This is a genomic window from Streptomyces sp. NPDC005576, assembly GCF_042871745.1.
Lineage (GTDB): Bacteria > Actinomycetota > Actinomycetes > Streptomycetales > Streptomycetaceae > Streptomyces.
In genome coordinates this window covers 64,991-87,950 of the sequence record NZ_JBIAJC010000019.1, presented here as the reverse complement: position 1 = coordinate 87,950, position 22,960 = coordinate 64,991, and the positions used below count along the sequence as shown (strand labels likewise).

22 protein-coding genes are annotated in these 22,960 nt (G+C 71.0%); 6 read left to right on the top strand and 16 right to left on the bottom strand.

The genetic code is table 11. The annotated features are described in order from the left end of the window. Position 1: 1 nt before the first annotated feature. The 3 genes from ACFYPN_RS29030 to ACFYPN_RS29020 form a co-directional block, all read right to left on the bottom strand. Positions 2-826 (bottom strand): M23 family metallopeptidase, encoded by an 825-nt coding sequence (locus ACFYPN_RS29030; protein WP_358758224.1) that lies wholly within the window; start codon positions 824-826, stop codon positions 2-4. Positions 827-1,003: 177 nt separating this feature from the next. After that, complete coding sequence (locus ACFYPN_RS29025; RefSeq protein WP_358758358.1) at positions 1,004-2,929, bottom strand: AMP-binding protein; 1,926 nt, start codon at positions 2,927-2,929, stop codon at positions 1,004-1,006. A 91-nt stretch (positions 2,930-3,020) separates the two neighbouring features. Next, on the bottom strand, positions 3,021-4,298 hold the full coding sequence (locus ACFYPN_RS29020; RefSeq protein ID WP_389302267.1) for an acetyl-CoA C-acetyltransferase: 1,278 nt from the start codon (positions 4,296-4,298) through the stop codon (positions 3,021-3,023). 211 nt (positions 4,299-4,509) lie between these two features. On the opposite strand from ACFYPN_RS29020, the gene ACFYPN_RS29015 reads away from it, so the two are divergent. The 3 genes from ACFYPN_RS29015 (at position 4,510) to ACFYPN_RS29005 (ending at position 7,284) form a co-directional block, all read left to right on the top strand. Next, positions 4,510-5,892: a 3-oxoacyl-ACP reductase gene (locus tag ACFYPN_RS29015; protein WP_358758227.1), complete on the top strand. Its 1,383-nt coding sequence runs from the start codon at positions 4,510-4,512 to the stop codon at positions 5,890-5,892. 4 nt (positions 5,893-5,896) lie between these two features. Further along, positions 5,897-6,748 carry a MaoC/PaaZ C-terminal domain-containing protein gene (locus ACFYPN_RS29010; RefSeq protein WP_358758229.1) on the top strand — a complete coding sequence of 284 codons (852 nt, stop codon included), beginning with the start codon at positions 5,897-5,899 and terminating at the stop codon, positions 6,746-6,748. A 110-nt stretch (positions 6,749-6,858) separates the two neighbouring features. Beyond that, positions 6,859-7,284: a nuclear transport factor 2 family protein gene (locus tag ACFYPN_RS29005; protein ID WP_358758231.1), complete on the top strand. Its 426-nt coding sequence runs from the start codon at positions 6,859-6,861 to the stop codon at positions 7,282-7,284. Positions 7,285-7,336: 52 nt separating this feature from the next. On the opposite strand, the gene ACFYPN_RS29000 is transcribed toward ACFYPN_RS29005, so the two are convergent. From ACFYPN_RS29000 to ACFYPN_RS28975, 6 genes are all read right to left on the bottom strand, one after another. Continuing rightward, positions 7,337-7,978, bottom strand: coding sequence for a TetR/AcrR family transcriptional regulator (locus tag ACFYPN_RS29000; protein ID WP_358758233.1), 642 nt, complete (start codon positions 7,976-7,978; stop codon positions 7,337-7,339). A gap of 208 nt (positions 7,979-8,186) precedes the next feature. Continuing rightward, entirely contained in the window at positions 8,187-9,536 is a 1,350-nt protein-coding gene (locus ACFYPN_RS28995) for a dicarboxylate/amino acid:cation symporter (RefSeq protein WP_358758234.1), read from the bottom strand. 465 nt (positions 9,537-10,001) lie between these two features. After that, positions 10,002-10,295, bottom strand: coding sequence for a DUF4229 domain-containing protein (locus ACFYPN_RS28990; RefSeq protein WP_358758236.1), 294 nt, complete (start codon positions 10,293-10,295; stop codon positions 10,002-10,004). A gap of 173 nt (positions 10,296-10,468) precedes the next feature. After that, positions 10,469-10,993, bottom strand: a complete 525-nt coding sequence (locus tag ACFYPN_RS28985) for a GNAT family N-acetyltransferase (protein WP_358758237.1) — start codon at positions 10,991-10,993, stop codon at positions 10,469-10,471. A 220-nt stretch (positions 10,994-11,213) separates the two neighbouring features. Beyond that, the gene (gene mqnE / locus ACFYPN_RS28980) at positions 11,214-12,377 is read right to left on the bottom strand and encodes an aminofutalosine synthase MqnE (protein ID WP_358758359.1); all 1,164 of its coding nucleotides are present in this window, start codon (positions 12,375-12,377) and stop codon (positions 11,214-11,216) included. Between the two features lie 81 nt (positions 12,378-12,458). Then, entirely contained in the window at positions 12,459-12,914 is a 456-nt protein-coding gene (locus ACFYPN_RS28975) for an Lrp/AsnC family transcriptional regulator (protein WP_358758239.1), read from the bottom strand. A 147-nt stretch (positions 12,915-13,061) separates the two neighbouring features. On the opposite strand from ACFYPN_RS28975, the gene ACFYPN_RS28970 reads away from it, so the two are divergent. Next, positions 13,062-13,208, top strand: a complete 147-nt coding sequence (locus tag ACFYPN_RS28970) for a hypothetical protein (RefSeq protein WP_358758369.1) — start codon at positions 13,062-13,064, stop codon at positions 13,206-13,208. A gap of 16 nt (positions 13,209-13,224) precedes the next feature. Here the strand turns inward: ACFYPN_RS28970 and ACFYPN_RS28965 are convergent, their stop codons facing one another. The 4 genes from ACFYPN_RS28965 to ACFYPN_RS28950 all read right to left on the bottom strand — a co-directional run bounded on the left by ACFYPN_RS28965 (position 13,225) and on the right by ACFYPN_RS28950 (position 17,039). Next, positions 13,225-13,893, bottom strand: coding sequence for a UbiX family flavin prenyltransferase (locus tag ACFYPN_RS28965; RefSeq protein ID WP_358758361.1), 669 nt, complete (start codon positions 13,891-13,893; stop codon positions 13,225-13,227). Between the two features lie 115 nt (positions 13,894-14,008). Then, positions 14,009-14,926 carry a menaquinone biosynthesis prenyltransferase MqnP gene (mqnP, locus tag ACFYPN_RS28960; RefSeq protein WP_358758241.1) on the bottom strand — a complete coding sequence of 306 codons (918 nt, stop codon included), beginning with the start codon at positions 14,924-14,926 and terminating at the stop codon, positions 14,009-14,011. After that, positions 14,923-16,380: a menaquinone biosynthesis decarboxylase gene (locus ACFYPN_RS28955; protein ID WP_358758243.1), complete on the bottom strand. Its 1,458-nt coding sequence runs from the start codon at positions 16,378-16,380 to the stop codon at positions 14,923-14,925. Before ACFYPN_RS28955 ends, mqnP begins: the two co-directional genes overlap by 4 nt. A gap of 131 nt (positions 16,381-16,511) precedes the next feature. Then, positions 16,512-17,039 (bottom strand): DUF4396 domain-containing protein, encoded by a 528-nt coding sequence (locus tag ACFYPN_RS28950; RefSeq protein WP_389302260.1) that lies wholly within the window; start codon positions 17,037-17,039, stop codon positions 16,512-16,514. Between the two features lie 305 nt (positions 17,040-17,344). Here ACFYPN_RS28950 and ACFYPN_RS28945 point away from each other — a divergent pair, with 305 nt between their 5' ends. Beyond that, entirely contained in the window at positions 17,345-17,761 is a 417-nt protein-coding gene (locus ACFYPN_RS28945; protein WP_358758245.1) for a PLD nuclease N-terminal domain-containing protein, read from the top strand. Between the two features lie 195 nt (positions 17,762-17,956). Here the strand turns inward: ACFYPN_RS28945 and ACFYPN_RS28940 are convergent, their stop codons facing one another. Continuing rightward, positions 17,957-18,406, bottom strand: a complete 450-nt coding sequence (locus ACFYPN_RS28940; protein WP_358758247.1) for a MarR family transcriptional regulator — start codon at positions 18,404-18,406, stop codon at positions 17,957-17,959. 200 nt (positions 18,407-18,606) lie between these two features. On the opposite strand from ACFYPN_RS28940, the gene ACFYPN_RS28935 reads away from it, so the two are divergent. Next, a complete protein-coding gene (locus tag ACFYPN_RS28935) occupies positions 18,607-19,968 on the top strand; it encodes an aldehyde dehydrogenase family protein (RefSeq protein ID WP_358758248.1) in 1,362 nt (453 codons plus the stop codon). A 90-nt stretch (positions 19,969-20,058) separates the two neighbouring features. Here the strand turns inward: ACFYPN_RS28935 and ccsB are convergent, their stop codons facing one another. After that, complete coding sequence (ccsB, locus tag ACFYPN_RS28930; protein ID WP_358758250.1) at positions 20,059-21,153, bottom strand: c-type cytochrome biogenesis protein CcsB; 1,095 nt, start codon at positions 21,151-21,153, stop codon at positions 20,059-20,061. Next, entirely contained in the window at positions 21,150-22,955 is a 1,806-nt protein-coding gene (locus tag ACFYPN_RS28925) for a cytochrome c biogenesis protein ResB (RefSeq protein ID WP_358758252.1), read from the bottom strand. The genes ccsB and ACFYPN_RS28925 overlap by 4 nt, the downstream gene beginning before the upstream one ends. Positions 22,956-22,960 lie beyond the last annotated feature (5 nt).

Below are 22,960 nucleotides of genomic sequence, written 5' to 3'. Positions count from 1 at the left end.
CTCAGCAGTCCGGAATCACCGTGCCGTTGTTGTCGCGGGCCTCGTCGCTGCCCCAGCGGGAGAGGTAGTAGGCCGAGACGTAGGCGTTGTAGCCGTTCTTGCCCGCGTACACCGTGTCCAGGTCGGTCCGCAGCCACCAGTGGTTGTACGCCGAGCCCGAGCCGACCTGCGCGCCCCAGACCTTGCAGTAGACGTAGTTGGTACCGGCGTTGAGGACGCCCTGCGCGTCGGCGGTGTTGGCTGACGCGTACCCGGTGGCGTTGGCGAAGGTGTCCACCCAGTACTTCCCCGTACCGCCGCCACCGCATCCGTTGTCGCTGGTCAGGTACTTGCTGTTGTAGGCGCTCGGATACGGGGCCAGGGACTGGCCGTTGAGCACGATGTTCTGGCCGACACCGTTGTAGAGCTGCTCGTAGTGGATGTGCGCACCGGTGCTGTTGCCCGTCGAACCGGTCACTCCGATCTGCTGACCCTGGGCCACCTGGGCCCCGTTGGCGACGGAGTACGCGGAGAGGTGGAAGTAGTAGGTCTGCCAGCCGCCGCCGTGGTCGATGGCGATGTAGTTGCCCGCACCGCTGGGCTGGGAGTACCGGTAGGCGGTACCGGCCGCGGAGGCCAGCACGGGGGTACCCGCCGTGGCTCCGCCGTCGGTGCGGACGAAGTCGAGGGCGAGGCGGACCTCGGCCGAGTGGTGGCTGTAGGTCCACTGCTGGCCGCAGGGGTAGGGGGCCTTGAAGTTCGGGGCCGCCGCGGCCGGGGTGGCCGTGAGCAGACCGGCCACCAGGGCGACGAGAGCGAGCAGGGCGATGCGCAGGGGGGATCGCACGCGGATTCATCCTCCGAGTCGAGAGCCGGGCGTCGTGGGGGTACGGGTCTCGTGGGGTACGAGCGTCACATCGGGCCGAACACGCCCCAGGATGCCGGAGTTTCGACCGCCGGAGTAGACCGCCGCAGTCACGGCCGCCCCGGGCCCGCGCGTCTCCACACACCCGGCCCCGCCACCTCACTTCCGGTACAGCTCCTCAATCTCCGCGGCGAAGTCCCGTGCCACGACGTCCCGTTTGAGCTTGAGCGAGGGCGTGAGGTGGCCGCTCTCCTCGGTGAAGTCGACGGGCAGCACCGTGAACTTGCGGATCGACTCGGCGCGCGAGACGGAGCTGTTGGCCTCGTCCACCGCGTGCTGGATCGTCTCCCGCAGCTCCGGGTCGTGGATCAGCTCACGGACCGGGACGCCCTGCTTCTTCTTCATCTGCCGCCAGTGCGCGAGCCCGTCCTCCTCCAGGGTGATCAGCGCGGTGATGAAGGAGCGGTTGTCGCCGACGACCATGCACTGGCTGACCAGCGGGTGTGCGCGCAGCCAGTCCTCCAGCGGGGCCGGGATGACGTTCTTCCCGCCCGAGGTGATGATGATGTCCTTCTTGCGGCCGGTGATGGTGAGGTACCCGTCGTCGTCGAGCGCCCCGAGGTCACCGGTGGCGAACCAGCCGTCGTCCACCACCGGGACGGACTCGCCGCGCCGCGCGTCCCAGTAACCCTGGAAGACCTGGCCGCCCCGGAGCAGCACCTCCCCGTCGTCGGCGATCCGCACCGCCGCGCCGGGGAGCGGCCAGCCGACCGTGCCCAGACGGGGCCTGAGGGGCGGGGTCACGGTGTGGGCGGCGGTGGTCTCGGTGAGGCCGTACCCCTCGAAGATCTCGATGCCGGCGCCCGCGTAGAAGGCGGCGAGCCGGCGGCCCAGCGGGGAGCCGCCGCAGATGACGTAGCGGACGTGGCCGCCGAGGGCCGCGCGGATACGGCGGTAGACCAGCGGGTCGTAGAGGGCGCGGGCCATCTTCAGGGCTCGGCCCGGACCCGGACCCGTGCCGTGTTCGGCGGCCTCGACCGCCTGGCCGTACCGCTGGGCGATTCCGGCGGCCCGGTCGAAGGAGGAGGCGCGGCCCATCTTCTCGGCGGTGGCGCGCCCGGTGTTGAAGACCTTCTCCAGGACGTACGGGATCGCCAGCAGGAACGACGGTTTGAAGCCGGCCAGGTCCGCCAGCAGGTCCTCGGTGCGGATCGAGGGGGCGTGGCCCAGGCGAACCCGGGCGCGCATGCAGCCGACCGCGACCATCCGGCCGAACACGTGGCTGAGCGGCAGGAAGAGCAGGGTGGAAGCGGGGTACTTGGAGACCGACTTGAAGACCGGGTGGAGGAGCTCGATGGCGTTGTCGACCTCGGCGAAGAAGTTGCCGTGGGTGAGCACGCACCCCTTGGGCCGGCCGGTGGTGCCGGAGGTGTAGATCAGGGTGGCGGCGCTGTCCGGGCCCAGTCGGCCGCGCCGTTCGTCCACCGCCGTGTCGGGCACGTCCTTGCCCACCGCCTTGAGGCGGCCGAGCGCCCCGGTGTCGAGCTGCCACAGGTGGGCCAGATCGGCGAGGTCCTTGCGTTCCTGGCTGACGATCCGCGCCTGCTCCTTCCCCTCGACCGCACAGGCCCGCGCGCCGGAGTCCTGCAGGATCCACCGCACCTGGTACGCCGAGGACGTCGGGTAGATGGGCACGGTGACGAGCCCGGCGGCCCAGGCGGCGAAGTCGAGCAGCGTCCACTCGTACGTCGTACGGGCCATGATCGCGATACGGGCGCCGGGCCGGAAGCCCTCCGCGATCAGGCCCTTGGCGACGGCGCGCACCTCGTCGGCGAAGTCGCGGGCGGTCACGTCCCGCCAGCTGCCGTCCTCCTGCTTACGGCTGAGGACCGCGTCCGAGGGCGCCTCGCGTGCGTTGTCGAAGGGGATGTCGGCGAGCGAGCCGTGGAGGACGGGCGGGGCGAACGCGGGTACGGAGACCTCCCGCACCCTGCCGTCCGCGCCGCACAGGGTGAGCGGGGGGACCAGAACGGGCGGCGCGGCGGGGGACGCGAACGGGGCGGGGGGCGTGGAGGACGGGGGCATGGACACGTGCGGCTCCTCGGACGGGGACGGGGACGTTGGCGGCGGTGGCGGGCGGTCACGGGCGGGTACGGCGGAGCACATGCCGTACGGGTCACGGCCGTTCGAGGATCGCCGTCACCCCCAGGCCACCGGCCGCGCAGATGGAGACCAGCCCGCGCCCCGGGCCCTCGCGCTCCGCGAGGAGCTTGGCGAGGGTGGCGACGATCCGTGCGCCGGTCGCCGCGAACGGGTGGCCGGTGGCGAGCGAGGAACCGGCCACGTTGAGCTTCTCCCGGTCGACGGGTCCGAGGCCCTGCTGCTGCCAGGCGGCGAGCGTGGCCAGCACCTGCGAGGCGAACGCCTCGTGCACCTCGAACAGGTCGAAGTCGTCGAAGGTCAGCCCGGCCCGCTCCAGCAGCCGGGGCACGGCGAGGGCGGGGGCCATCAGCAGGCCGTCCTCCGGGTTCTCGCCGTGCACGTGGTCCACGGCGGCGCTCTCGTACAGCGAGAGGTACGCCAGCGGCTCCAGGTCGCGCGCCCGGGCCCACTCCTCGCTCGCCAGCAGCACGGTGGCGGCGCCGTCCGTGAGCGGGGTGGAGTTCCCGGCGGTCATCGTCGCGTCGGGGTGGTCGGCGCCGAACACCGTTTTGAGGGTGGCGAGTTTCTCGACCGTGGAGCCGGGCCGCAGGTTCTGGTCCCGCTCCAGACCGAGGTACGGGACGACGAGGTCGTCCAGGAACCCCCGGTCGTAGGCGGCGGCCAGCCGCCGGTGGCTGGCCGCCGCCAGGACGTCCTGGTCCTCACGGGTGACGCCCCAGCGGCGGGCGGTGATCGCCGCGTGCTCGCCCATCGACAGCCCCGTACGGGGTTCGGCGTTGCGCGGGATGTCGGGGACGAGGTGGCGGGGGCGGACCGCCGCGAGTGCCCTGATCCGGGCGGCGTTCCCCTTGGCGCGGCGGGCGTTCAGCAGGATGCGGCGCAGCTCGTCGTTGACGCCGAGCGGTGCGTCGCTCGCGGTGTCCGCACCGCCCGCGATGCCCGAGTCGATCGCACCGAGGGTGATCTTGTTGGCGACGGCGATGACGGCCTGGAGGCCGGTGCCGCACGCCTGCTGGAGGTCGTACGCCGGGGTGCGGGGGTCCAGCCGGGAGCCGAGCACGGTCTCGCGGGCGAGGTTGAAGTCGCGGCTGTGCTTGAGGACGGCACCGGCGGCGAACTCCCCCACCCGCTGCCCCGCGAGGCCGAACCGTTCGACGAGTCCGTCGAGCGCGGCGGTGAGCATCAGCTGGTTGGATGCCTCGGCGTAGGGGCCGTCCGAGCGGGCGAACGGGATGCGGCTGCCACCGAGGACGGCGACCCGGCGCGGCTGGGGGAGCGGAAGGGGAATCATCGCGAGCCTCTCGTCCCGACGGTGACGGAGGCCGCCGTCCCGACGGTCGCGGAGGCCGTCGCGCCCTCCCCGGCAACCGTCGTCCGGAGACGTGCCGTCGTCCCGAGCGGCGCCCCGGGCCGTTTCCGCAAGCGGTTCATCTCGACCAGCTCCTGACTCTTGAGTAACCTTACTCCGGAGTAAATCTAAGACCGAGCAGGGAGTCTGGACAATGGCCGACCGCTATCTGCACCTGACCGGCACAGCCCCCGGCCGTTTTCTCACCCGCCGGCTGGGACTCCCCCAGCCCGCGCCGCTGCGCCGCTGGTCGCTGGAGACACCCACGCTCGACGGGCCCCTGCTCCACCTCACCGCGGGCGAACCGGCCGTACCCGGAGAGGTCCGTGAGCTGCTCGCCGGCCTGGGGCTCCCGGTGGTGGAGCAGGTGGACCAGGTGGACCAGGTGGACCAGGTGGAGCGAGTGAAGCAGGGGGGGAAGAGCGAGGGGGCGGCCCGCCCCGCCGGGATCGTGGTGGACGCGACGGGCATCACCTCGGCGGCGGGGCTCGCCGCTCTCCACGCGGCTCTGCACCCCGTCGTCCGCTCGGTCGCCCGCAGCGGCCGGGTCGTCGTCCTCGGTACGGCCCCGTCCCCCGAGGACCACCACCAGGCCGCCGCGCAGCAGGCGTTGGAGGGGTTCGTCCGGTCGCTCGGCAAGGAGATCGGCGGGGGCACCACCGCGCAGCTGGTACGGATCGTCCCGGGCGCAGCCGCGTCCGCCGAGTCCACCCTGCGCTTCCTGCTCTCGCCCCGGTCCGCGTACGTCAGCGGCCAGGTGGTCGAGGTCTCCGGAGCCACCCCCGATCCGGTCGCCGACTGGTTCGCCCCGCTCTCCGGCCGCACCGCCCTGGTCACCGGCTCCGCGCGGGGCATCGGTGAGGCCGTCGCCTCCGTGCTGGCCCGCGACGGCGCCCGGGTGATCTGCCTCGACGTCCCCCAGGCCGAGGCCGACCTGGTGCGGACGGCCGACCGGCTCGGCGCCACCGCGCTGCCGCTGGACATCACCGCGCCGGACGCCGCCGAGCGGATAGCGGCGGCGGTCCCGGACGGGCTCGACGTCCTCGTGCACAACGCGGGCATCACCCGCGACCGGCGGCTCGCCAACATGGCGGCCGACCGCTGGGCCTCCGTGATCGACGTCAACCTCGACTCGGTGCTGCGGACCACGGACGCGCTCCTCAAGGGCGGCACCCTCAACCGGGGTGGCCGGATCGTCGCCACCGCATCCATCGCGGGCATCGCCGGCAACAACGGGCAGACCAACTACGCGGCGAGCAAGGCGGGCATCATCGGCCTCGTCCGGTCGTTGGCCCCGCGCGCCGTCGCCGAGCACGGCGTCACCGTCAACGCGGTCGCCCCCGGCTTCATCGAGACGAAGATGACCGCCGCCGTCCCGCTCTTCATCCGCGAGGCGGGCCGCCGCATGAACTCCCTCTCCCAGGGCGGCCTTCCGGTGGACGTGGCCGAGACCACCGCATGGTTCGCGCAACCCGCCTCCACCGCCGTCAACGGCCAGGTGGTACGGGTCTGCGGCCAGAGCCTGCTGGGAGCGTGAGCCGATGCCCCGCCTCGAACTCTCGCTTCTGCGCGGCGCGTTGACCTCACCGTTCAAGCGTCCCGGCCGGCCCGGCACCTCGCTCCCGGCCACCCGGATCTCCCGCCCCGAAGCCCCGGCCCCCACCGAACTCCTCGCGCGCTACCGCCGGATCTGCCACTTCCCCGCCGACGGTCCGCTCCCGCTGACCTATCCGCACGTGCTGGCCTTCCCGCTCGCGATGCGGCTGATGACGGCACGGTCGTTCCCGCTGCCGGTCCTCGGACTCGTCCACACCTGGATCGAGATCACCTCGCACCGACCGCTACGGCCCGAGGACCCGCTCCAACTGACGGTGTACGCGGAGAGTCTGTCGCCGCACCGACGCGGGACCGAGGTCACCGTCGTGACGGAGGTCCGGGTCGCGGGCGAGCTGGTGTGGGAGTCCCGCAGCGGATACCTCGCCCGCCACTCCGTACGGAACGCCCCCGCCGCGCCCGTACCACCCGCGCCGCCGCCCTTCCACGACCTGCCCGACCTGCCCGCCGTCGCCGAGTGGCGGCTCACCGGCGACCTGGGACGGCGGTACGGCTCCGCCTCGGGTGACCGCAACCCGATCCACCTGCACCCCCTCACCGCCCGCCTGTTCGGCTTCCCCCGGGCCATCGCCCACGGGATGTGGACCGTCGCCCGGTGCCTCGCCGAGGCGGAGGGCGCCGAGCACATCCGGTCCGTACGGGCGGAGTTCCGGGCACCGGTACTCCTGCCGGGGACGGTGACGTACGCCTCCGACGGCCCGGGCACGACGTTCCAGCTGCGCGGCGGCCCGGACGGCGGACGGGTCCACCTCACCGGTGCGGTGACCCGGGACGTGTGATCCCGTACGGTCGTACGACCTCGCGGGGCACGACCCGCACGTCCCGCAGTACGTCCCACACGACCACAGGACCACACGACCACAGGACCACAGGACCACACGGAGGAACCATGGAGATGGCCGACCGCTTCCGCGCCGCGGTGGAGAAGGGCGAACTCGGCGCGATGGACGCGCTGTTCACCGAGGACGTCCGCCTCTACAGCCCGGTGAAGTTCACGCCCTTCGACGGGAAGCCCCAGGTGCTCGGCCTCTTCGGGGTCCTGCTCCGCGTCTTCGAGGACTTCCGCTACGTCGGCCACTTCGAGGGCACCTCCGAGACCAGCGCCGACGGGACGGACGCCCCCTCGGAGGTCCTGCTCTTCCGTGCCACCGTGAACGGCGCCCAGATCCACGGAATCGACCTGCTCCACTTCGACGAGGCCGGTCTGATCAAGGAGTTCACCGTGATGGTGCGCCCGCACTCCGCCGTGCAGGCACTGGGCAAGGCGGTCTACGCGGGTCTGGTCGCGGACGGGCTCGCCCCGGAAGCTCCCTGAGGAGACCGGGCTCCCTGAGGAGACCGAGGGGCGCACACCGCCCCGCACCACGTCAGACCGGCGGCTGCCAGGGCCGCCCGTTCATGAGGTTCTCCAGACCCGCCCAGGAGAAGTTCATCAGCGTCGCCGCCGCCTCCCGGGCCGAGACGCCCGGGGTCTCGTTGGCCCACCCCGCCAGCGCCTCCGCGGCGCCCACGAGCGCCTGCGCGAGTCCCACCACGTCCCGGTCGGGCAGCGCGGGATCGTGGTGCGCCTCCCGGGCGGCGGCGCCGATCAGGCCCGTCACGAAGGCGACGATCTCGTCCCGCATCGCGGTGATCTCCGAGGCGAACGGCTCCCCGTGCGTACGCGCCTGGCGGTGCAGCACCGCCCAGCCGTCCGGGTTCTCGGCGGTGTGGACGAAGAAGGCGCGCAGCCCTTCCCAGAGTTGGCGGTCGGCGGGCAGACCCGGCTCGACCCCCGCCTGGACGGCGTCCACCAGTGCCTTCGCCTCGCGGCGGATGCACGCGGTGAAGAGCTCCTCCTTGGAGTTCAGGTAGAGGTAGACCAGCGGTTTCGACACGCCGGCGAGCTCCGCGATCTCGTCCATCGAGGCCGCCCGGTAGCCGCGCTGCCCGAAGATCTGTACCGCCGCGTCCATCATCTGCTGCTCACGCACGGCGCGTGGCATTCGCTTGCTCTTCACGGCATCCATGTCGGACTTCCTTCCGCCCCCGCAGCCTTACTCCCGAGTAAGGGTACGGGGAGCGAGGCCGGTCCCCCGGCGCGAAGGTCCCGCGACGACGCAGGGGCGCCCGGTCCCGAAGGACCGGACGCCCCTGCGTGAGGTGCGGTGTGCCGTGGCGGCCGGTGCCGCGTCAGCCGGGTGGCCGGCGCGCCACCGGCGCCGTCGGGTGGCGATGTCAGGCGGCGACGGGGACCCGGACGGGCTCCTCGTCGCGGACCTCGATCTCGTCCACCGGCGAGGCCGAGGCGGAGTTGTACTTGCCGAGGTCGAGGATCTTCTCGCGGGCCGAGACGATCACCGGGACCAGCGCCTGACCGGCCACGTTGGTGGCGGTGCGCATCATGTCCAGGATCGGGTCGATGGCCATGAGCAGGCCGACGCCCTCCAGCGGGAGGCCCAGCGTGGACAGGGTCAGCGTCAGCATGACCGTCGCCCCGGTGAGACCGGCGGTCGCGGCCGAACCGATGACCGAGACGAACGCGATCAGGATGTAGTCGCCGACGCTCAGCTGCACGTCGAAGATCTGCGCGATGAAGATCGCGGCCAGCGACGGGTAGATGGCGGCGCAGCCGTCCATCTTGGTGGTGGCGCCGAACGGTACGGCGAAGGAGGCGTACTCCTTCGGGACGCCGAGGCGCTCGGTCACCTTCTGGGTGACGGGCATGGTGCCCACCGAGGAGCGGGAGACGAACGCCAGCTGGATCGCGGGCCAGGCGCCCTTGAAGAACTGGAGCGGGCTGACCTTGGCGACGGTGGCGAGCAGCAGCGGGTAGACGCCGAAGAGCACCAGGGCGCAGCCGATGTAGACGTCGGCGGTGAAGGTGGCGTACTTGCCGATGAGGTCCCAGCCGTAGTCGGCGATGGCGTATCCGATGAGGCCGACGGTGCCGAGCGGGGCGAGGCGGATGACCCACCACAGGGCCTTCTGGAGCAGCTCCAGGATCGACTCGCTGAGGGTGAGGATCGGCTGGGCCTTCTCGCCGAGCTTGAGGGCGGCGATGCCGGCGACGGCGGCCATGAAGACGATCTGGAGGACGTTCAGCTCGGTGAACGGCGTGATCACGTCGGTCGGGACGATGCCGGTGAGGAAGTCGAGCCAGGAGCCGGCGTGCTCGGGCTTGAGGCCGTCCTTCGGCGTCAGGCCGGTGCCGGAGCCCGGGTTGGTGATCAGGCCGATGGTGAGGCCGATGGCGACCGCGATCAGCGAGGTGATCATGAACCAGAGCAGGGTGCGGGTGGCGAGCCGGGCCGCGTTGTTGACCTTGCGGAGGTTGGTGATCGACACCAGGATCGCGAAGAAGACGAGCGGCGCGACGGCCAGCTTCAGCAGCTGGACGAAGATGTGGCCGATCTTGTCGAGCGTGGTGTAGAGCCACGCGACGTCGTACGAGCGGGTGATCCAGCCGAGGACGACGCCGAGGACCAGACCGGCGACGATCTGGGCCCAGAAGGGCACCTTCGGTATACGAAAACCGGAGCGCTGGGGCTCGGCGGTCTCCGTGGTGGACGCGGAGTTCGCGGACACGGACACACTCCAGACAGGACGCGGCGTACCCATGGGGGCATGCGTACGCGGTGAACGAGGGGGACGGAAGGCGGCGTCCTCGCCGGGAGGCGGCGCCGCTGCATGCTGTCGGTCAGTCGCGACAACAGGCCGCGGTCGTGCGGCGGCAGAGATCGACGTGCAGGCGCGCCACGAGCGGGACGCCCGGGGCGTAGCGGATGCGCACTGCTGTCTTCATGCCATTCACGTTAACACCGCGGCTTTGAGGTCCTCAAAGTTCTTCTATGACCACACGTCCCGCCGCGCGTGCCCGGCGAGCGAGGGTGGTGAACGCCAAAGACCCCGCTACCGGAGCGACTTGCTCCGGAACGGGGTCCGATGTGCGGCGCGCGGGGACGCGCGAGTGTGACGAAGGTTACGTGCGGTGTCCCGGCGGCCCGCAAGTCCGGCCGGGCTCGCAGGTCCCGCCGGAGCGGGAGTCGCGCCCTACTGGACGGCGTCCTCGCGCGTGCGGTTCGCCTCCAGGCGGGACTTGGCGCGGCTCACCTTGTCGACCACCTGGGCGGACATCTCGTCGCGCTGCTTGCGCAGCAGGACGTAGCTGAGCGGGGCGGAGAGCACCAGCCCGAGCAGGACGACCCAGACGACGTTGGAGCCGCCGACGCCGGAGGGGATCACTCCGAAGTGGACCGCCACCCCGGCGACGAAGAAGCAGGCGACGAAAATCAGCAGTCGCAGCGCGGAGTAGCGGATCGTTGCGCTCGGCTTGGCAGCGGACACGGCTGAACCTCTCTCTACGTACGACGGTGATGCGAACCTGCCCGACCAGTGAAGCATGCCCCGAAATCGCTCGGTTCACGGGGTTGCCGCGATCCCTGGCGCGCCTCCGGCGCCCCCGGCTGAACTGCGGGAACGCTCCGTACGAGGGCCCGCGCCGACACGTTCGGGGCCGGTCAGAGGAGCGGGAGCAGCATGGTGATGTCGTCCCGGTCGTCGCCTTCGGCGACCCGGATCGCACTCGGCACCCGGCCCACCTCCTTGTAGCCGCAGCTTCCGTAGAAGCGGTCCACACCGGTGCCGCCCCGGCAGGTGAGCCGGATGGCCTCGATGCCGTCGATCCCGCGGGCCGCGTCGGCCGCCGCCTCCATCAGGTCGCGGCCGTACCCCTTGCCCTGGTGGGAGGGGTGGACCATCACCGTGTAGAGCCAGAGCCAGTGCCTCATCAGCCGGTGGGTGTTGAAGGTGAGGAAGGCCGTCGCCGCCACCGTGCCGTCCTCGTCCCGGCCGACCAGCAGCCGGGTGCGGCCCTCGACCATCGCGGTGAGGTGCTTGAGCAGCTCGGGACGGATGTCCTCGGTGGTGACCGGCGGGACGAAGCCGACCGCGCCGCCCGCGTTGGAGACGTCGGTCCAGAGTGCGAGGAGGCCGTCGCGCAGCTCGGGATCGAAAGCGGGATCCAGAGTGAAGGTAAGAGGCATGTGCCAAGGTTAGTCATTACCGCCGAACGGCCTCAATCACCCTTCCGGCATGCAAGACGGGCGGGGCAGCCGAGGCGGTCGGTGGACACAGGGATCGCAGGCGGTGACCGCAGTCGGCGGGCACCGTGGCAGCCCAGGTACGCCGAAGGCCCCGGCCGCAGGCTTTCCACCTGCCACCGGGGCCCTTGAGGCCGGTGACGAACCGTCGCGACGCCTCGCGTCAGACCCGCATCGCCTGCGGCGACTCGCGCCGGTCGACGTCCGGACCCGGGTACTCGCGGATGATCTCGTACCGGGTGTTGCGCTCGACGGGCTGGAAGCCCGCGTCCCGGATGAGCTCCAGCAGATCGTCACGGCCGAGCTTGCTGGGCGTGCCGTAGTTGTCCGCGTCGTGCGTGATCTTGTACTCGACGACCGAGCCGTCCATGTCGTCCGCGCCGTGCTGGAGCGCCAGCTGGGCGGTCTGCACGCCGTGCATCACCCAGAACACCTTGACGTGCGGCACGTTGTCGAAGAGCAGCCGGGAGACGGCGAAGGTCTTCAGGGCCTCGGCACCGGTGGCCATCGTCGTGCGCGCCTGGAGCTTGTTGCGGATCTTGCCGTCCTTCATGTCCACGAAGTCGTGCTGGTAGCGCAGTGGGATGAAGACCTGGAAACCGCCGGTCTCGTCCTGCATCTCCCGCAGCCGCAGCACGTGGTCGACGCGGTGACGGGGCTCCTCGATGTGCCCGTACAGCATCGTCGCCGGGGTCTTGAGACCCTTCTCGTGCGCGAGGCGGTGGATGCGCGACCAGTCTTCCCAGTGGGTGTTGTGGTCGACGATGTGCTGGCGGACCTCCCAGTCGAAGATCTCCGCGCCGCCGCCGGTCAGGGACTCCAGACCGGCTTCGATCAGCTCGTCGAGGATCTCGGAGGCGCTGAGCCCGGAGATGGTCTCGAAGTGGTGGATCTCCGTCGCCGTGAACGCCTTCAGCGCCACGTTCGGCAGCGCCTCCTTGAGGGCGCTGAGCGAGCGCGGGTAGTACCGCCACGGCAGGGTGGGGTGGAGCCCGTTGACGATGTGCAGCTCGGTGAGGCTGTCGTTCTCCATCGCCTTGGCGAGGCGGACGGCCTCCTCGATGCGCATCGTGTACGCGTCCTTCTCGCCCGGCTTGCGCTGGAACGAGCAGTACGCGCACGAGGCGGTGCACACGTTCGTCATGTTGAGGTGGCGGTTGACGTTGAAGTGCACGACGTCACCGTTCTTGCGGGTGCGCACCTCATGGGCCAGACCGCCGAGCCAGGCCAGGTCGTCGGACTCGTAGAGAGCGATCCCGTCCTCGCGGGTCAGCCGCTCGCCGGCCCGGACCTTCTCCTCCAGCTCGCGCTTGAGTCCCGCGTCCACAGATACGCCTCCCATTTCTCCGTAAACAGACTTCGACCCACCGTACGCCCCGGGGTTCCCCGGCGATCCCCGGGGACACCCTCAGCTCTCTTCGGGAAGTTCTCCCACCCGGTTCTCCCACTTCGTGGAGAGCACGATGGTCGTCCGCGTGCGGGAGACGCCCTTCGTTCCGCTCAGCCGGCGGATCGTCTTCTCCAGGCCGTCCACGTCGCCGACGCGCACCTTGAGCATGTAGGAGTCGTCGCCCGCGATGAACCAGGCGTCCTCGATCTCCTCCAGATCGCGCAGCCGGCGGGCCACGTCCTCGTGGTCGGCGGCGTCGGAGAGGGAGATGCCGATCAGCGCGGTGACGCCGAGGCCGAGTGCCGCCGCGTTGACGGTGGCGCGGTAACCCGTGATGACCCCGGCGGACTCCAGCCGGTTGATCCGGTCGGTGACGCTGGGCCCGGAGAGGCCGACGAGGCGGCCCAGTTCGGCGTACGACGCCCTGCCGTTCTCCCGGAGGGCCTGGATGAGCTGCCTGTCCACCGCGTCCATATGACAGAACCTTCCATTATTCAGCAGTATCGCAAGTCTACGTATAGAATTTAAGGCGAACAGGGCCTAGGCCCTGCGAATCTTTCAGAAGATCCAAGAAAAGCTTTCGAACCTTCAGAACCATCAGAACCTTCAGGAGCGAACACCGTGTACCCGAGCGCAGTGGCCTCGATCGAGATGGCCTACGCCCGCATGCGTGAGCTGCAGGACCAGGCCAACCGTGCGCGCGGGGACCGGCCCGCCGCCACCGAGCGCGTCGCGAAGACCCGCGGCCGGCGCCACAAGAAGCGCTGAGCGGGCGGGGCGAACCTCAGGTGGTGCGGGAGCCGCCACCGAGTTCCCCCTCCCACCGGCGGTACAGGCCGTGCGGCACCCCTGCCGCGTCCAGCACCCGTCCGGCGACGAAGTCCACCAGGTCCTGGATGTGCGTGGCGCCCGCGTAGAACGCCGGGGAGGCGGGCAGCACCACGGCCCCCGCCTCGTCCAGGGCCACCATCTGCTTCAGCGTCGCGCCGCTCAGGGGTGTCTCCCGCACGGCGACGACGAGGGTGCGCCGCTCCTTGAGCGTGACGCTCGCCGCCCGCTGGAGCAGGTCCTTCGACAGCCCGAGCGCGACCCCGGCCACGCAGGCCGTCGAGGCCGGCACGATCAGCATCCCCTTCGCCGGGTACGAGCCCGACGACGGCCCGGCCGCGAGGTCCCCGGCGGGCCAGTGGCGCACCCCGGAGAGGTCGGCGTCGAAGGTGTCCGGCTTCCCGTCCGCCCCCCGCGCGAGCCAGCTCGCGAGGTCGTCCCGCCAGTGCGCGTCGCGGAAGGCGATCCCCGTCTCGTCCAGCAGCGTGAGCCGCGAGGCACGGCTCACCACCAGGTCCACGTCCTCACCGGCGGCGATCAGACCGCGCACCACCGAAGCGGCGAACGGGGTCCCCGAGGCGCCGGACACCCCGACAATCCAAGGCCGGCGCCGCTGCTGACTCACTGAAGTCGAGGATTCCACACGCCGAGGGTATCCGCCCCCCGCGCACCGGCCGAACCCGGAACCGGGCAGCGGCTCTTGGGCGTCGCTCCCCCGCGCCGCTCCCGTATCCCCGCCGTCACGGCGTGAGGCCGCGCACCACCAGGTCGAGCAGGGTGCAGGCGAAGAGCGCCATGCCGATGAAGCCGTTGACGGAGAAGAACGCCCGGTTGAGCCGGGACAGGTCGTGCGGGCGCACCACCCGGTGCTCGTAGACGAAGGCCACGGCGACGATCACCATGCCGATCCAGTAGAAGAGCTCCGCGTCGGTGGCGAGGCCGAACCAGACGAGCAGCCCGGTCGTGATCGCGTGGCAGACCCGGGCGCCCCAGAGCGCGGCCGGGATGCCGAAGCGCGCGGGGACCGAGAGCACGCCGTGCGCGCGGTCGGCGCGGACGTCCTGGCAGGCGAAGATCAGGTCGAAGCCGCCGATCCAGATGCCCACCGCCAGCCCGAGGATGACCGCGTCCCACGACCAGCTGCCGGTCACCGCGAGCCAGGCGCCGATCGGGCCCATGGCCTGGGCGATGCCGAGGATGGCGTGCGGGAAGTTCGTGAACCGCTTGCCGTACGGGTAGACGACCATCGGCACGATCGCGAGCGGCGCGAGCGCGAGGCAGAGCGGGTTGAGGAGCGCGGCGGCGCCGAGGAAGAAGACCAGCGCGACCAGGGCGCCCGTCCACGCGGAGCGCACGGAGACCGCGCCGGTGACGATCTCGCGGGTCGCGGTGCGCGGGTTGCGCGCGTCGATCTCCCGGTCGATGATCCGGTTCGCGGCCATCGCGAAGGTCCGCAGGCCCACCATCGCCACCGTGACGAGCAGCAGCTCGACCCAGTGGATCGACTCGCTGACCCGGAACATCGCGATCAGCGCGGCGATGTACGCGAAGGGCAGCGCGAACACGGAGTGCTCGATCATCACCAGCCGCAGGAACGCCTTCACCTTGCTCCTGGGCTGCGCCGGGCCGTGGCCCAGCGCTGCGTCTGCGGCAGTCACAGTCCGTATTCCTTCCAGCGGCGGTCGACCTTCGCCGCCGTCTCCGGGTCGGACTCGACCATCTCCGGCCAGCCTCCGTCCCGTGTGTAACCCTCCTCGGGCCACTTCCTCGTCGCGTCGATGCCCGCCTTGCCACCCCAGAACTGCTGGTAGGAGGCGTGGTCGAGGTGATCGACCGGTCCCTCGGCGACGGTCAGGTCCCGGGCGTAGTCGGTGTTGCCGAGCGCCCGCCAGGCCACCTCGTGCAGATCGTGGACGTCGCAGTCGGAGTCCACGACGACGATGAGCTTGGTCAGCGACATCATGTGCGCGCCCCAGACGGCACTCATCACCTTCTGGGCGTGCTTGGGGTACTTCTTGTCGATCGAAACGATCGCACAGTTGTGGAAGCCGCCGGCCTCGGGGAGGTGGTAGTCCACGATGTCCGGGACGATGATCTTCAGCAGCGGCAGGAAGAACCGTTCGGTCGCGCGGCCCAGCGGCCCGTCCTCGGTGGGCGGGCGGCCGACCACGATCGACTGGAGCAGCGGACGCTTCCGCATGGTCACGCAGTCGATGGTCAGCGCGGGGAACGGCTCCTGCGGGGTGTAGAAGCCGGTGTGGTCGCCGAAGGGGCCCTCCGGGAGCATCTGCCCCGGCTCCAGCCAGCCCTCGATGACGACCTCGGCGTGGGCCGGCACCTGGAGCGGCACGGTCTTGCAGTCGACCATCTCGATCCGCTTGCCCTGCACGAACCCGGCGAAGAGGTACTCGTCGATGTCCCCGGGTAGCGGTGCGGTCGACGCGTACGTCACGGCGGGCGGCGCGCCGAAGGCGATGGCCACCGGCAGCCGCTCGCCGCGCTTGGCGGCGACCTGGTAGTGGTTGCGGCTGTCCTTGTGGATCTGCCAGTGCATGCCGATGGTGCGGCGGTCGTGGCGCTGGAGGCGGTAGAGCCCGAGGTTGCGGACGCCGGTCTCGGGGTGCTTGGTGTGGGTGAGCCCCAGGTTGAAGAAGGAGCCGCCGTCCTCGGGCCAGGTGAAGAGCGCGGGCAGCCGGTCCAGGTCCACGTCGTCGCCGGTGAGGACGACCTCCTGGACGGGGGCGCTCTCCCCCTTCACCTTCTTCGGCGGCACGTGGATCATCGAGCCGAGCTTCCCGAAGGCCTCGCGCACGCCGACGAATCCGTGCGGCAGCTCCGGCTTCAGCAGGCCGCCGATCTTGTCGCTGATGTCCGAGTACGCCTTCAGCCCGAGCGCCTTCAGCAACCGCCGGTCGGTGCCGTACACGTTCATGGCCAGGGGCATCGAGGACCCCTTGACGTTCTCGAACAGGAGCGCGGGCCCGCCGGCCTTGTTGACGCGGTCGACGATCTCGCCGACTTCGAGGTACGGATCGACCTCGGCCTTGATGCGCTTGAGATCGCCCTCACGTTCCAAGGCCCGGAGCAGGGAGCGAAGATCGTCGTAAGCCATGCCCATCAGTTTGTCATCCTCCCCACGCTCCCCCTCGGCCGCTCCCCCACCGCCGCGCCGGGGAGGGTAGCGGCCGGGCGGACTCCGGTCCGCCTGCGACACGCCACCGCCACGTGGCGCCTGGCGCGCGGTCAGTGGTGGGCGTGCACGACTGCGTGGCCCTTGCCGCGACTGATCATCCAGCGGTTGACCGGGGTGGTCGCCACGAAGGCCACGAGCAGGGAGAAGACCAGCGATCCCCAGAACAGGGCGTCGGCCAGGCCGGCGTTCAGGGCGCCGGGCACGCCGACCATGACGGTGTTGTCGACCAGCTCCATCACCGCGATGGAGACCGTGTCGGCGGCCAGGGCGACCTTGGCGGCCTGCCGGAAGGGGACGTGGGCGCGCAGTACACCGCGCATGGTCAGGGCGTAGCCGAAGACGAAGGCGAGCACGATGGAGAGCGCGACGGTGGCGCCGTTGTGCAGGCCGGCCGCGGTGCCGATGACCATGCCGAGTACCTCGCCGATGGCGCAGCCCGTCAGGCAGTGGAGGGTCGCCTGCGCGGCCATGCGCCAGCTTCCGCCCCCGGCACCGTGACCACCGTGCGGGTCGTGGCCGGCGGTGTGCTCTCCGTGGCCCGTGACGTACTGGTCCTGGTGGTGCGTCGTGTGGTCCATGCTCGCCTCCCGTTCGTACGACTGGTTGGTGCGGCGCCCTGTACAACCAGATACCCCCCAGGGGTATTCCCCGGCGGAAGTGACCGCCCTGCGCGAGCCCGGGACGGGGCGGGCGGTACGTCTCCCGGGCGCGCACCGCTCTCCCCGTCCGCGCTCGTCGCGGCCCGCCTGGCGGAGCCTCGTCCCGAACTGCTCACCGCCGGTTCACACCGGCTCGCCCTGGGACGTCACCGGAAGCCGGTACCCTGGCGCCTCACCGGGGGCCATCACGCCCCGCCGCCGTTTCCGGGGGGACTTCCTCAACCATGCTCAGGGCCCTGATCTATCTCCTGCCGCTGGCGCTGACGATCTACGCCTTCATCGACTGCCTCAACACCCCGGAGGACGAGGCGAAGCACCTGCCGAAAGTCGCCTGGGTCTTCATCATCCTGCTGTTCTGGATCGTCGGCCCGATCGTCTGGCTGGCGGCGGGCAAGATGCGGTACGCCCCCGCCGGCGGCCGCACGCCCTCCGAATGGCACCGCAACCACCGCACCGCGTGGGTGGCGCCGGACGACAATCCGGAGTTCCTCAGCAGTCTCCGCGCGGAGAACAAGAAGGACGAGTCGCTCCTGAAGGACTGGGAGGCCGACCTGCGCCGCCGCGAGGACGAACTCAAGCGGCGCGAGCGCGGTACCGGCCCCGACGAGGCGCCGGGAACCCCGCCTCCTGCGACCGCCTGACCGGGCGGGACGCCACACCTCCACGCAAGAGCCCGCGCGCACCGTTCACCGGTCCGCGCGGGCTCTTGCGTTCGGGCTCCGACGTACGCGCTCCGAGGAACGCGCTCTGACGTACGGGCTCCGCCGTACGGGCTCTCACCTCCGGGCTCCCGCTACGGGCTCCCGCGACGGGCTCCCGCTACGGGCTCCCGCGCTTCACGGGCCGAGCAGGGCGCCCAGACGGTTGAGCAGCGGGAGCAGCGCGGTGCGCTCCTCCGGGGTGAGCGCCTCCAGCGCGCCGTGCACCACGCGCATCTCGGCGCGGATGCGGTGGGCCAGTTCGGTGCCCTCGGGGGTGCGGGAGGCCACCTTGGAGCGGCGGTCGCCGGGGGCGGGGGTGCGGACGAGCAGGCCCCGGGTCTCCATCCGGCCGACGAGCCCGGTGGCGTTGGACGCGTCGCAGACCAGGTGGCGCGCGAGGGCGCTCATCGGCATCGGCGCGTCGAGCGCGATGAGCGCGCGGGCCTGCGCGCTGCTCAGTCCGTGGCGGGCGGCGACGGCCGTGAGGTCGTCGGAGTGGCCCCGTACGACGACGGCCAGGGGCTCCAGCAGATCGTCCGGGGTGGGGGCGGCACGGTCGGCGCGGGGTGCCGGTGGCGGGGGCATGGGGTGGTCATCCTTGGGCAGAGGAGCGGCGGTGGGTCCGGGCGTGGAGTGCCGGACGCGGTGTCCGTGGGTCCGCACGCGATGTCCGGAGTCCTGGTGCTGACCCTCCACGGTACGTCCCGTGCGCACTGCACTCCGATTATTTGACTTACTCAAGCTTCGGCAGTTCCATGAAGGTGTTGCTTGATGATGTCAACCTCATGAACCTCGTGAACCCCCCACACACCTCTCAGCAGGGAGCCCCCATGCCCGCCGAGTCCCCGGCCGACGTCGTCGCCCGCCTCCGCACCACCTTCCGCACCGGCCGCACCAAGGACCTGGCCTGGCGCACCCACCAGCTGGAGCGGCTGCGCACCCTGCTCACCGAGCACGGCGACGAGCTGGCCGACGCGCTCCGCGCGGACCTCGGCAAGAGCCGCACCGAGTCCTACCGGACCGAGATCGACTTCACCGTCCGCGAGATCGACCACACCCTGGAGCACCTCGCCGACTGGCTGCGCCCCGAACCGGCCCCCGTGCACGCCGGGCTGGCCGCCGCCGGGGCCACCGCCTCCACGGTGCGGGACCCGCTCGGGGTCGTCCTGGTGATCGCCCCCTGGAACTACCCGGTGCAGCTGCTCCTCGCCCCGGTCGCGGGCGCGCTGGCGGGCGGCAACTGCGTGGTGGCCAAGCCCAGCGAGCTGGCCCCCGCGACCTCCGCCGCCGTGGCCCGGCTGCTCCCCCGGTTCCTGGACACCGACGCGGTCGCCGTCGTCGAGGGCGCCGTGGAGGAGACCACGGCCCTCCTGGAGCAGCGCTTCGACCACATCTTCTACACCGGCAACGGCACCGTCGGCCGCATCGTGATGGCCGCCGCGGCGAAGCACCTCACCCCGGTGACGCTGGAGCTGGGCGGCAAGTCCCCGGTCTTCGTGGACCGGGACACCGACCTCGAGACGGTCGCGCAGCGGCTCGCCTCCGGGAAGTTCCTCAACGCGGGCCAGACCTGCGTGGCCCCCGACTACGTCCTCACCGACCCGGAGACCGCCGCCGCCCTCGCGGACGCGCTCGCCACCGCCGTCGAGGCGCAGTTCGGTACGGACCCCTCGGCCTCCCCGGAGTACGGCCGCATCGTCAACGAGCGCCACTTCGACCGCCTGGTCGGCCTGCTGGACTCCGGCCGTACGGTCACCGGCGGCGCCCACGACCGGGCGGCGAAGTACATCGCGCCGACCGTGCTCGCCGACGTCGCCCCGGACGCCCCGGTCATGGGCGAGGAGATCTTCGGCCCGGTGCTGCCGATCCTCACCGTGGCCGGGCTGGACGAGGCGATCGACTTCATCAACGGCCGGGACAAGCCGCTGGCGCTCTACGCGTTCACGGAGTCGGCCGAGGTCCGCGAGCGGCTGCTGACCGAGACCTCCTCGGGCGGCGTCGGCATCGGCCTGCCGCTCGCCCACCTGACCGTCTCCGACCTGCCGTTCGGCGGGGTCGGCGAGAGCGGCATGGGCAGCTACCACGGCCGGTACTCCATGGACACCTTCAGCCACCGCAAGGCGGTCCTGGACACCCCACTGGGCTGATCCCCCGGCCCCCGGGCCGCGCGAAACGGCTGCCCGCTCCCCCCGTGCGTACGGGAGGTGCGGGCAGCCGTTTCGCGTGTGGAGCGGGTGTCAGACCCCGGCGTAGGAGTGCTTGCCGGTGATGAAGATGTTGACGCCGTAGTAGTTGAACAGCCAGCAGCCGAAGGCGATGAGCGCCAGGTAGGCGGCCTTGCGGCCCTTCCACCCGGCGGTCGCGCGGGCGTGCAGGTAGCAGGCGTAGGCGACCCAGGTGATGAACGACCAGGTCTCCTTGGCGTCCCAGCCCCAGTAGCGGCCCCATGCCTCGCCGGCCCAGATCGCGCCCGCGATGATCGTGAACGTCCAGAGCGGGAAGACGGCCGCGTTGGCGCGGTAGGAGAACTTGTCCAGCGTCGCCGCGGAGGGCAGCCGGTCCAGGACGGACTGGGCGAACCGGCCCGGCGTACCGCCGTCCTCGATCTTCCGCTCGTAGCTGTCCCGGAAGAGGTAGAGCAGCGTGGCGACCGCACCGAGGAAGAAGACGGCGCCGCAGATGATGGCGGTGGAGACGTGGATCCACAGCCAGTACGAGTGGAGCGCCGGCACCAGCTGGTCGCTGTCCGTGTAGAGGATGGTGGTCGCGATGCCGAGGTCCAGCAGGACCACGGTGACCAGCAGCAGACCCATCCAGCGGACGTTCTTCCGCAGCACCAGCAGGACCAGGTAGGCCGCGACGGCGACCGTGGAGAAGGTGATCGAGAACTCGTACATGTTGCCCCAGGGGGCACGCTCGACGGAGAGCGCGCGGGCGACGACGCCACCCGCCTGTACGAGGAAGGCGAGCACGGTCATCGAGACCGCGATCCGGCCCCACAGGTCGCCCTGGAACGTGCCTCCGGAAGCGCCGGGGCCGTCCGGGACGTCCCGGCTGCCGGCGGCGGCCCGGGTGATCACCTTCGGGCGCTCCAGCACGGCGGTGGCGCCGCCCGCCTGCTTGACCTGGATCTTCGGCGCGGACGCGGCGGCGGCCCCGGGCCGGTGCGAGGAGTCCAGCGCGGCGGCCGTGCGGCCCACCTTGCTGCGGCTGCCGAACACCCATTCCGCGATGTGCGCGAGGAAGGCCAGGGTGTAGACGGCCATCGACGAATAGATCAGCACATTGCTGGTGTGCGCCAGATTCTCGTTGGTGGCGGCGGCGAGATTCACTTCTCAGCCCCTTCGGCAGTTTCTGCGGCAGGTACGGCGGTACCGGGACCGGGTTCGGCCACGGAGTCGGTAGCCAGCCCTTGGCCGGGAAGAAGGCCGGGGCCGGGCTGTGGATCGGGTGCGGTCGGCGCCACGTCGTTCAGCGCCACCGCCAGGGCGAGCAGCTCCTCGGGCAGCTTCGCGGACTCGCTGCGGCCGAGTCCGGCCATCTCCACGACGGTCACCCCGTCGGCCCCGCGCACGGCACGCACCCAGACGCGGCGGCGCTGGATGAAGAGCGAGCCGGCGAGTCCGGCGATGGCGGCGATCGCCCCGCCCAGCGCCCAGCCGGCGGCCGGCTGGCGGGAGATCTGGAAGCTCGCCCACTCCTCGACGCCGTCGAAGGTGATGGAGCCGGCGCCGTCCGGGAGTCGCATGGTCTCACCGGGCGCCAGACGCTGCTTCAGGTTGTCGCCGTCGGCGTCCTTGAACGCCTTCATCTTCGTCGTGTCGAGCTGGTAGACGTTCTGCGGGAGGCCGGAGTCGACGCCGAGGCTGCCGTGCAGCGCGTTGAGCGCCAGGACCGGGTTCTCCGCGCCGGGGAACTGCGAGAGCATCGTGCCGCTGCCCGCGCCCGCGAAGGTCGGGACGAAGAACGCCTGGAAACCGAGCTGGTCCCGCTTGCCGTTCTTGTCCTTGTAGCCGTCCATGACCTTGATGGCGCCGGACGAGGTGATGTTGGCGTCACGCGGCAGCAGCGGCACGGCCGCCTTGAAGATCTGCTTGCCCTTGCCGTCCCGGACGGTGACGACCGGGGCGTAGCCGTGCGAGATCAGGAAGATCTTGGTGCCGTCGATCACCAAGGGCTCGTTGACCTTGATGACGCCCTTCTTGTCCTTGCCGTACGCGCCTTCGGCGTACGTCACGTGGGCCTCGAAGGTGCGGGCCGTGCCCCGCTGCGGGCCGGTCTTCTCGTACGTGCCGATGAAGTCGTCGAGGGTGAAGCTGAAGGGCGCCAGCGAGTCCGTGTCGTAGAGCGAGCCGGACTTGAAGTCGTCGTACTGCGTCAGCGTGTTGGAGAAGCCGTCGCCCTCGGTGACGAGCTTGCCGCCCTCGGACTTGAAGAGCGAACCGACTGCGAAGGCGAGCAGCATCACGATGAGCGCGACGTGGAAGGCCAGGTTGCCGACCTCGCGCAGATAGCCCTTCTCCGCCGCGACCGAGTCCCCCGCCGCGTGGGAGCGGAACCGCCGCTTGCGCAGCAGGGCGAGGGCGGCCTCGCGGACCTGCTCGGGCTCGGCCTCCGTACGCCAGGTCGTGTACGCGGGAAGCCGGGTGAGCCGCTTCGGGGCGTGCGGCGGGCGGCTGCGCAGCTGGCCCACGAACTGGACGGTGCGCGGCACGATGCAGCCGATGAGCGAGACGAAGAGCAGGATGTAGATCGCGGAGAACCACACCGAGCTGTAGACGTCGAAGAGCTGGAGCTTCTCGTAGATCGGGGTGACCGTGGTGTGCGCGTTCTTGAACGTCAGCACCTTCAGCTCGTCCACGCTGTTCTGCGGGATCAGCGAGCCGGGGATGGCGCCGAGCGACAGCAGGAAGAGCAGGATCAGCGCGATCCGCATCGAGGTGAGCTGGCGCCAGAACCAGCGGATCCAGCCGACGACGCCCATGGCGGGCAGCCCGGCCTCGCGGTCGGCACGCTCCTCCACGGGTGCGGTGGAGAGCTGCGCCCCGGCGGCGCCGAGATCCCGGCGTTCCTGGTCGGCCTGCTCGGCGGCGCGCGCGTCGTCGCGCTCGTCAGTGGTGTTCAGCTTGCTCAATGGAA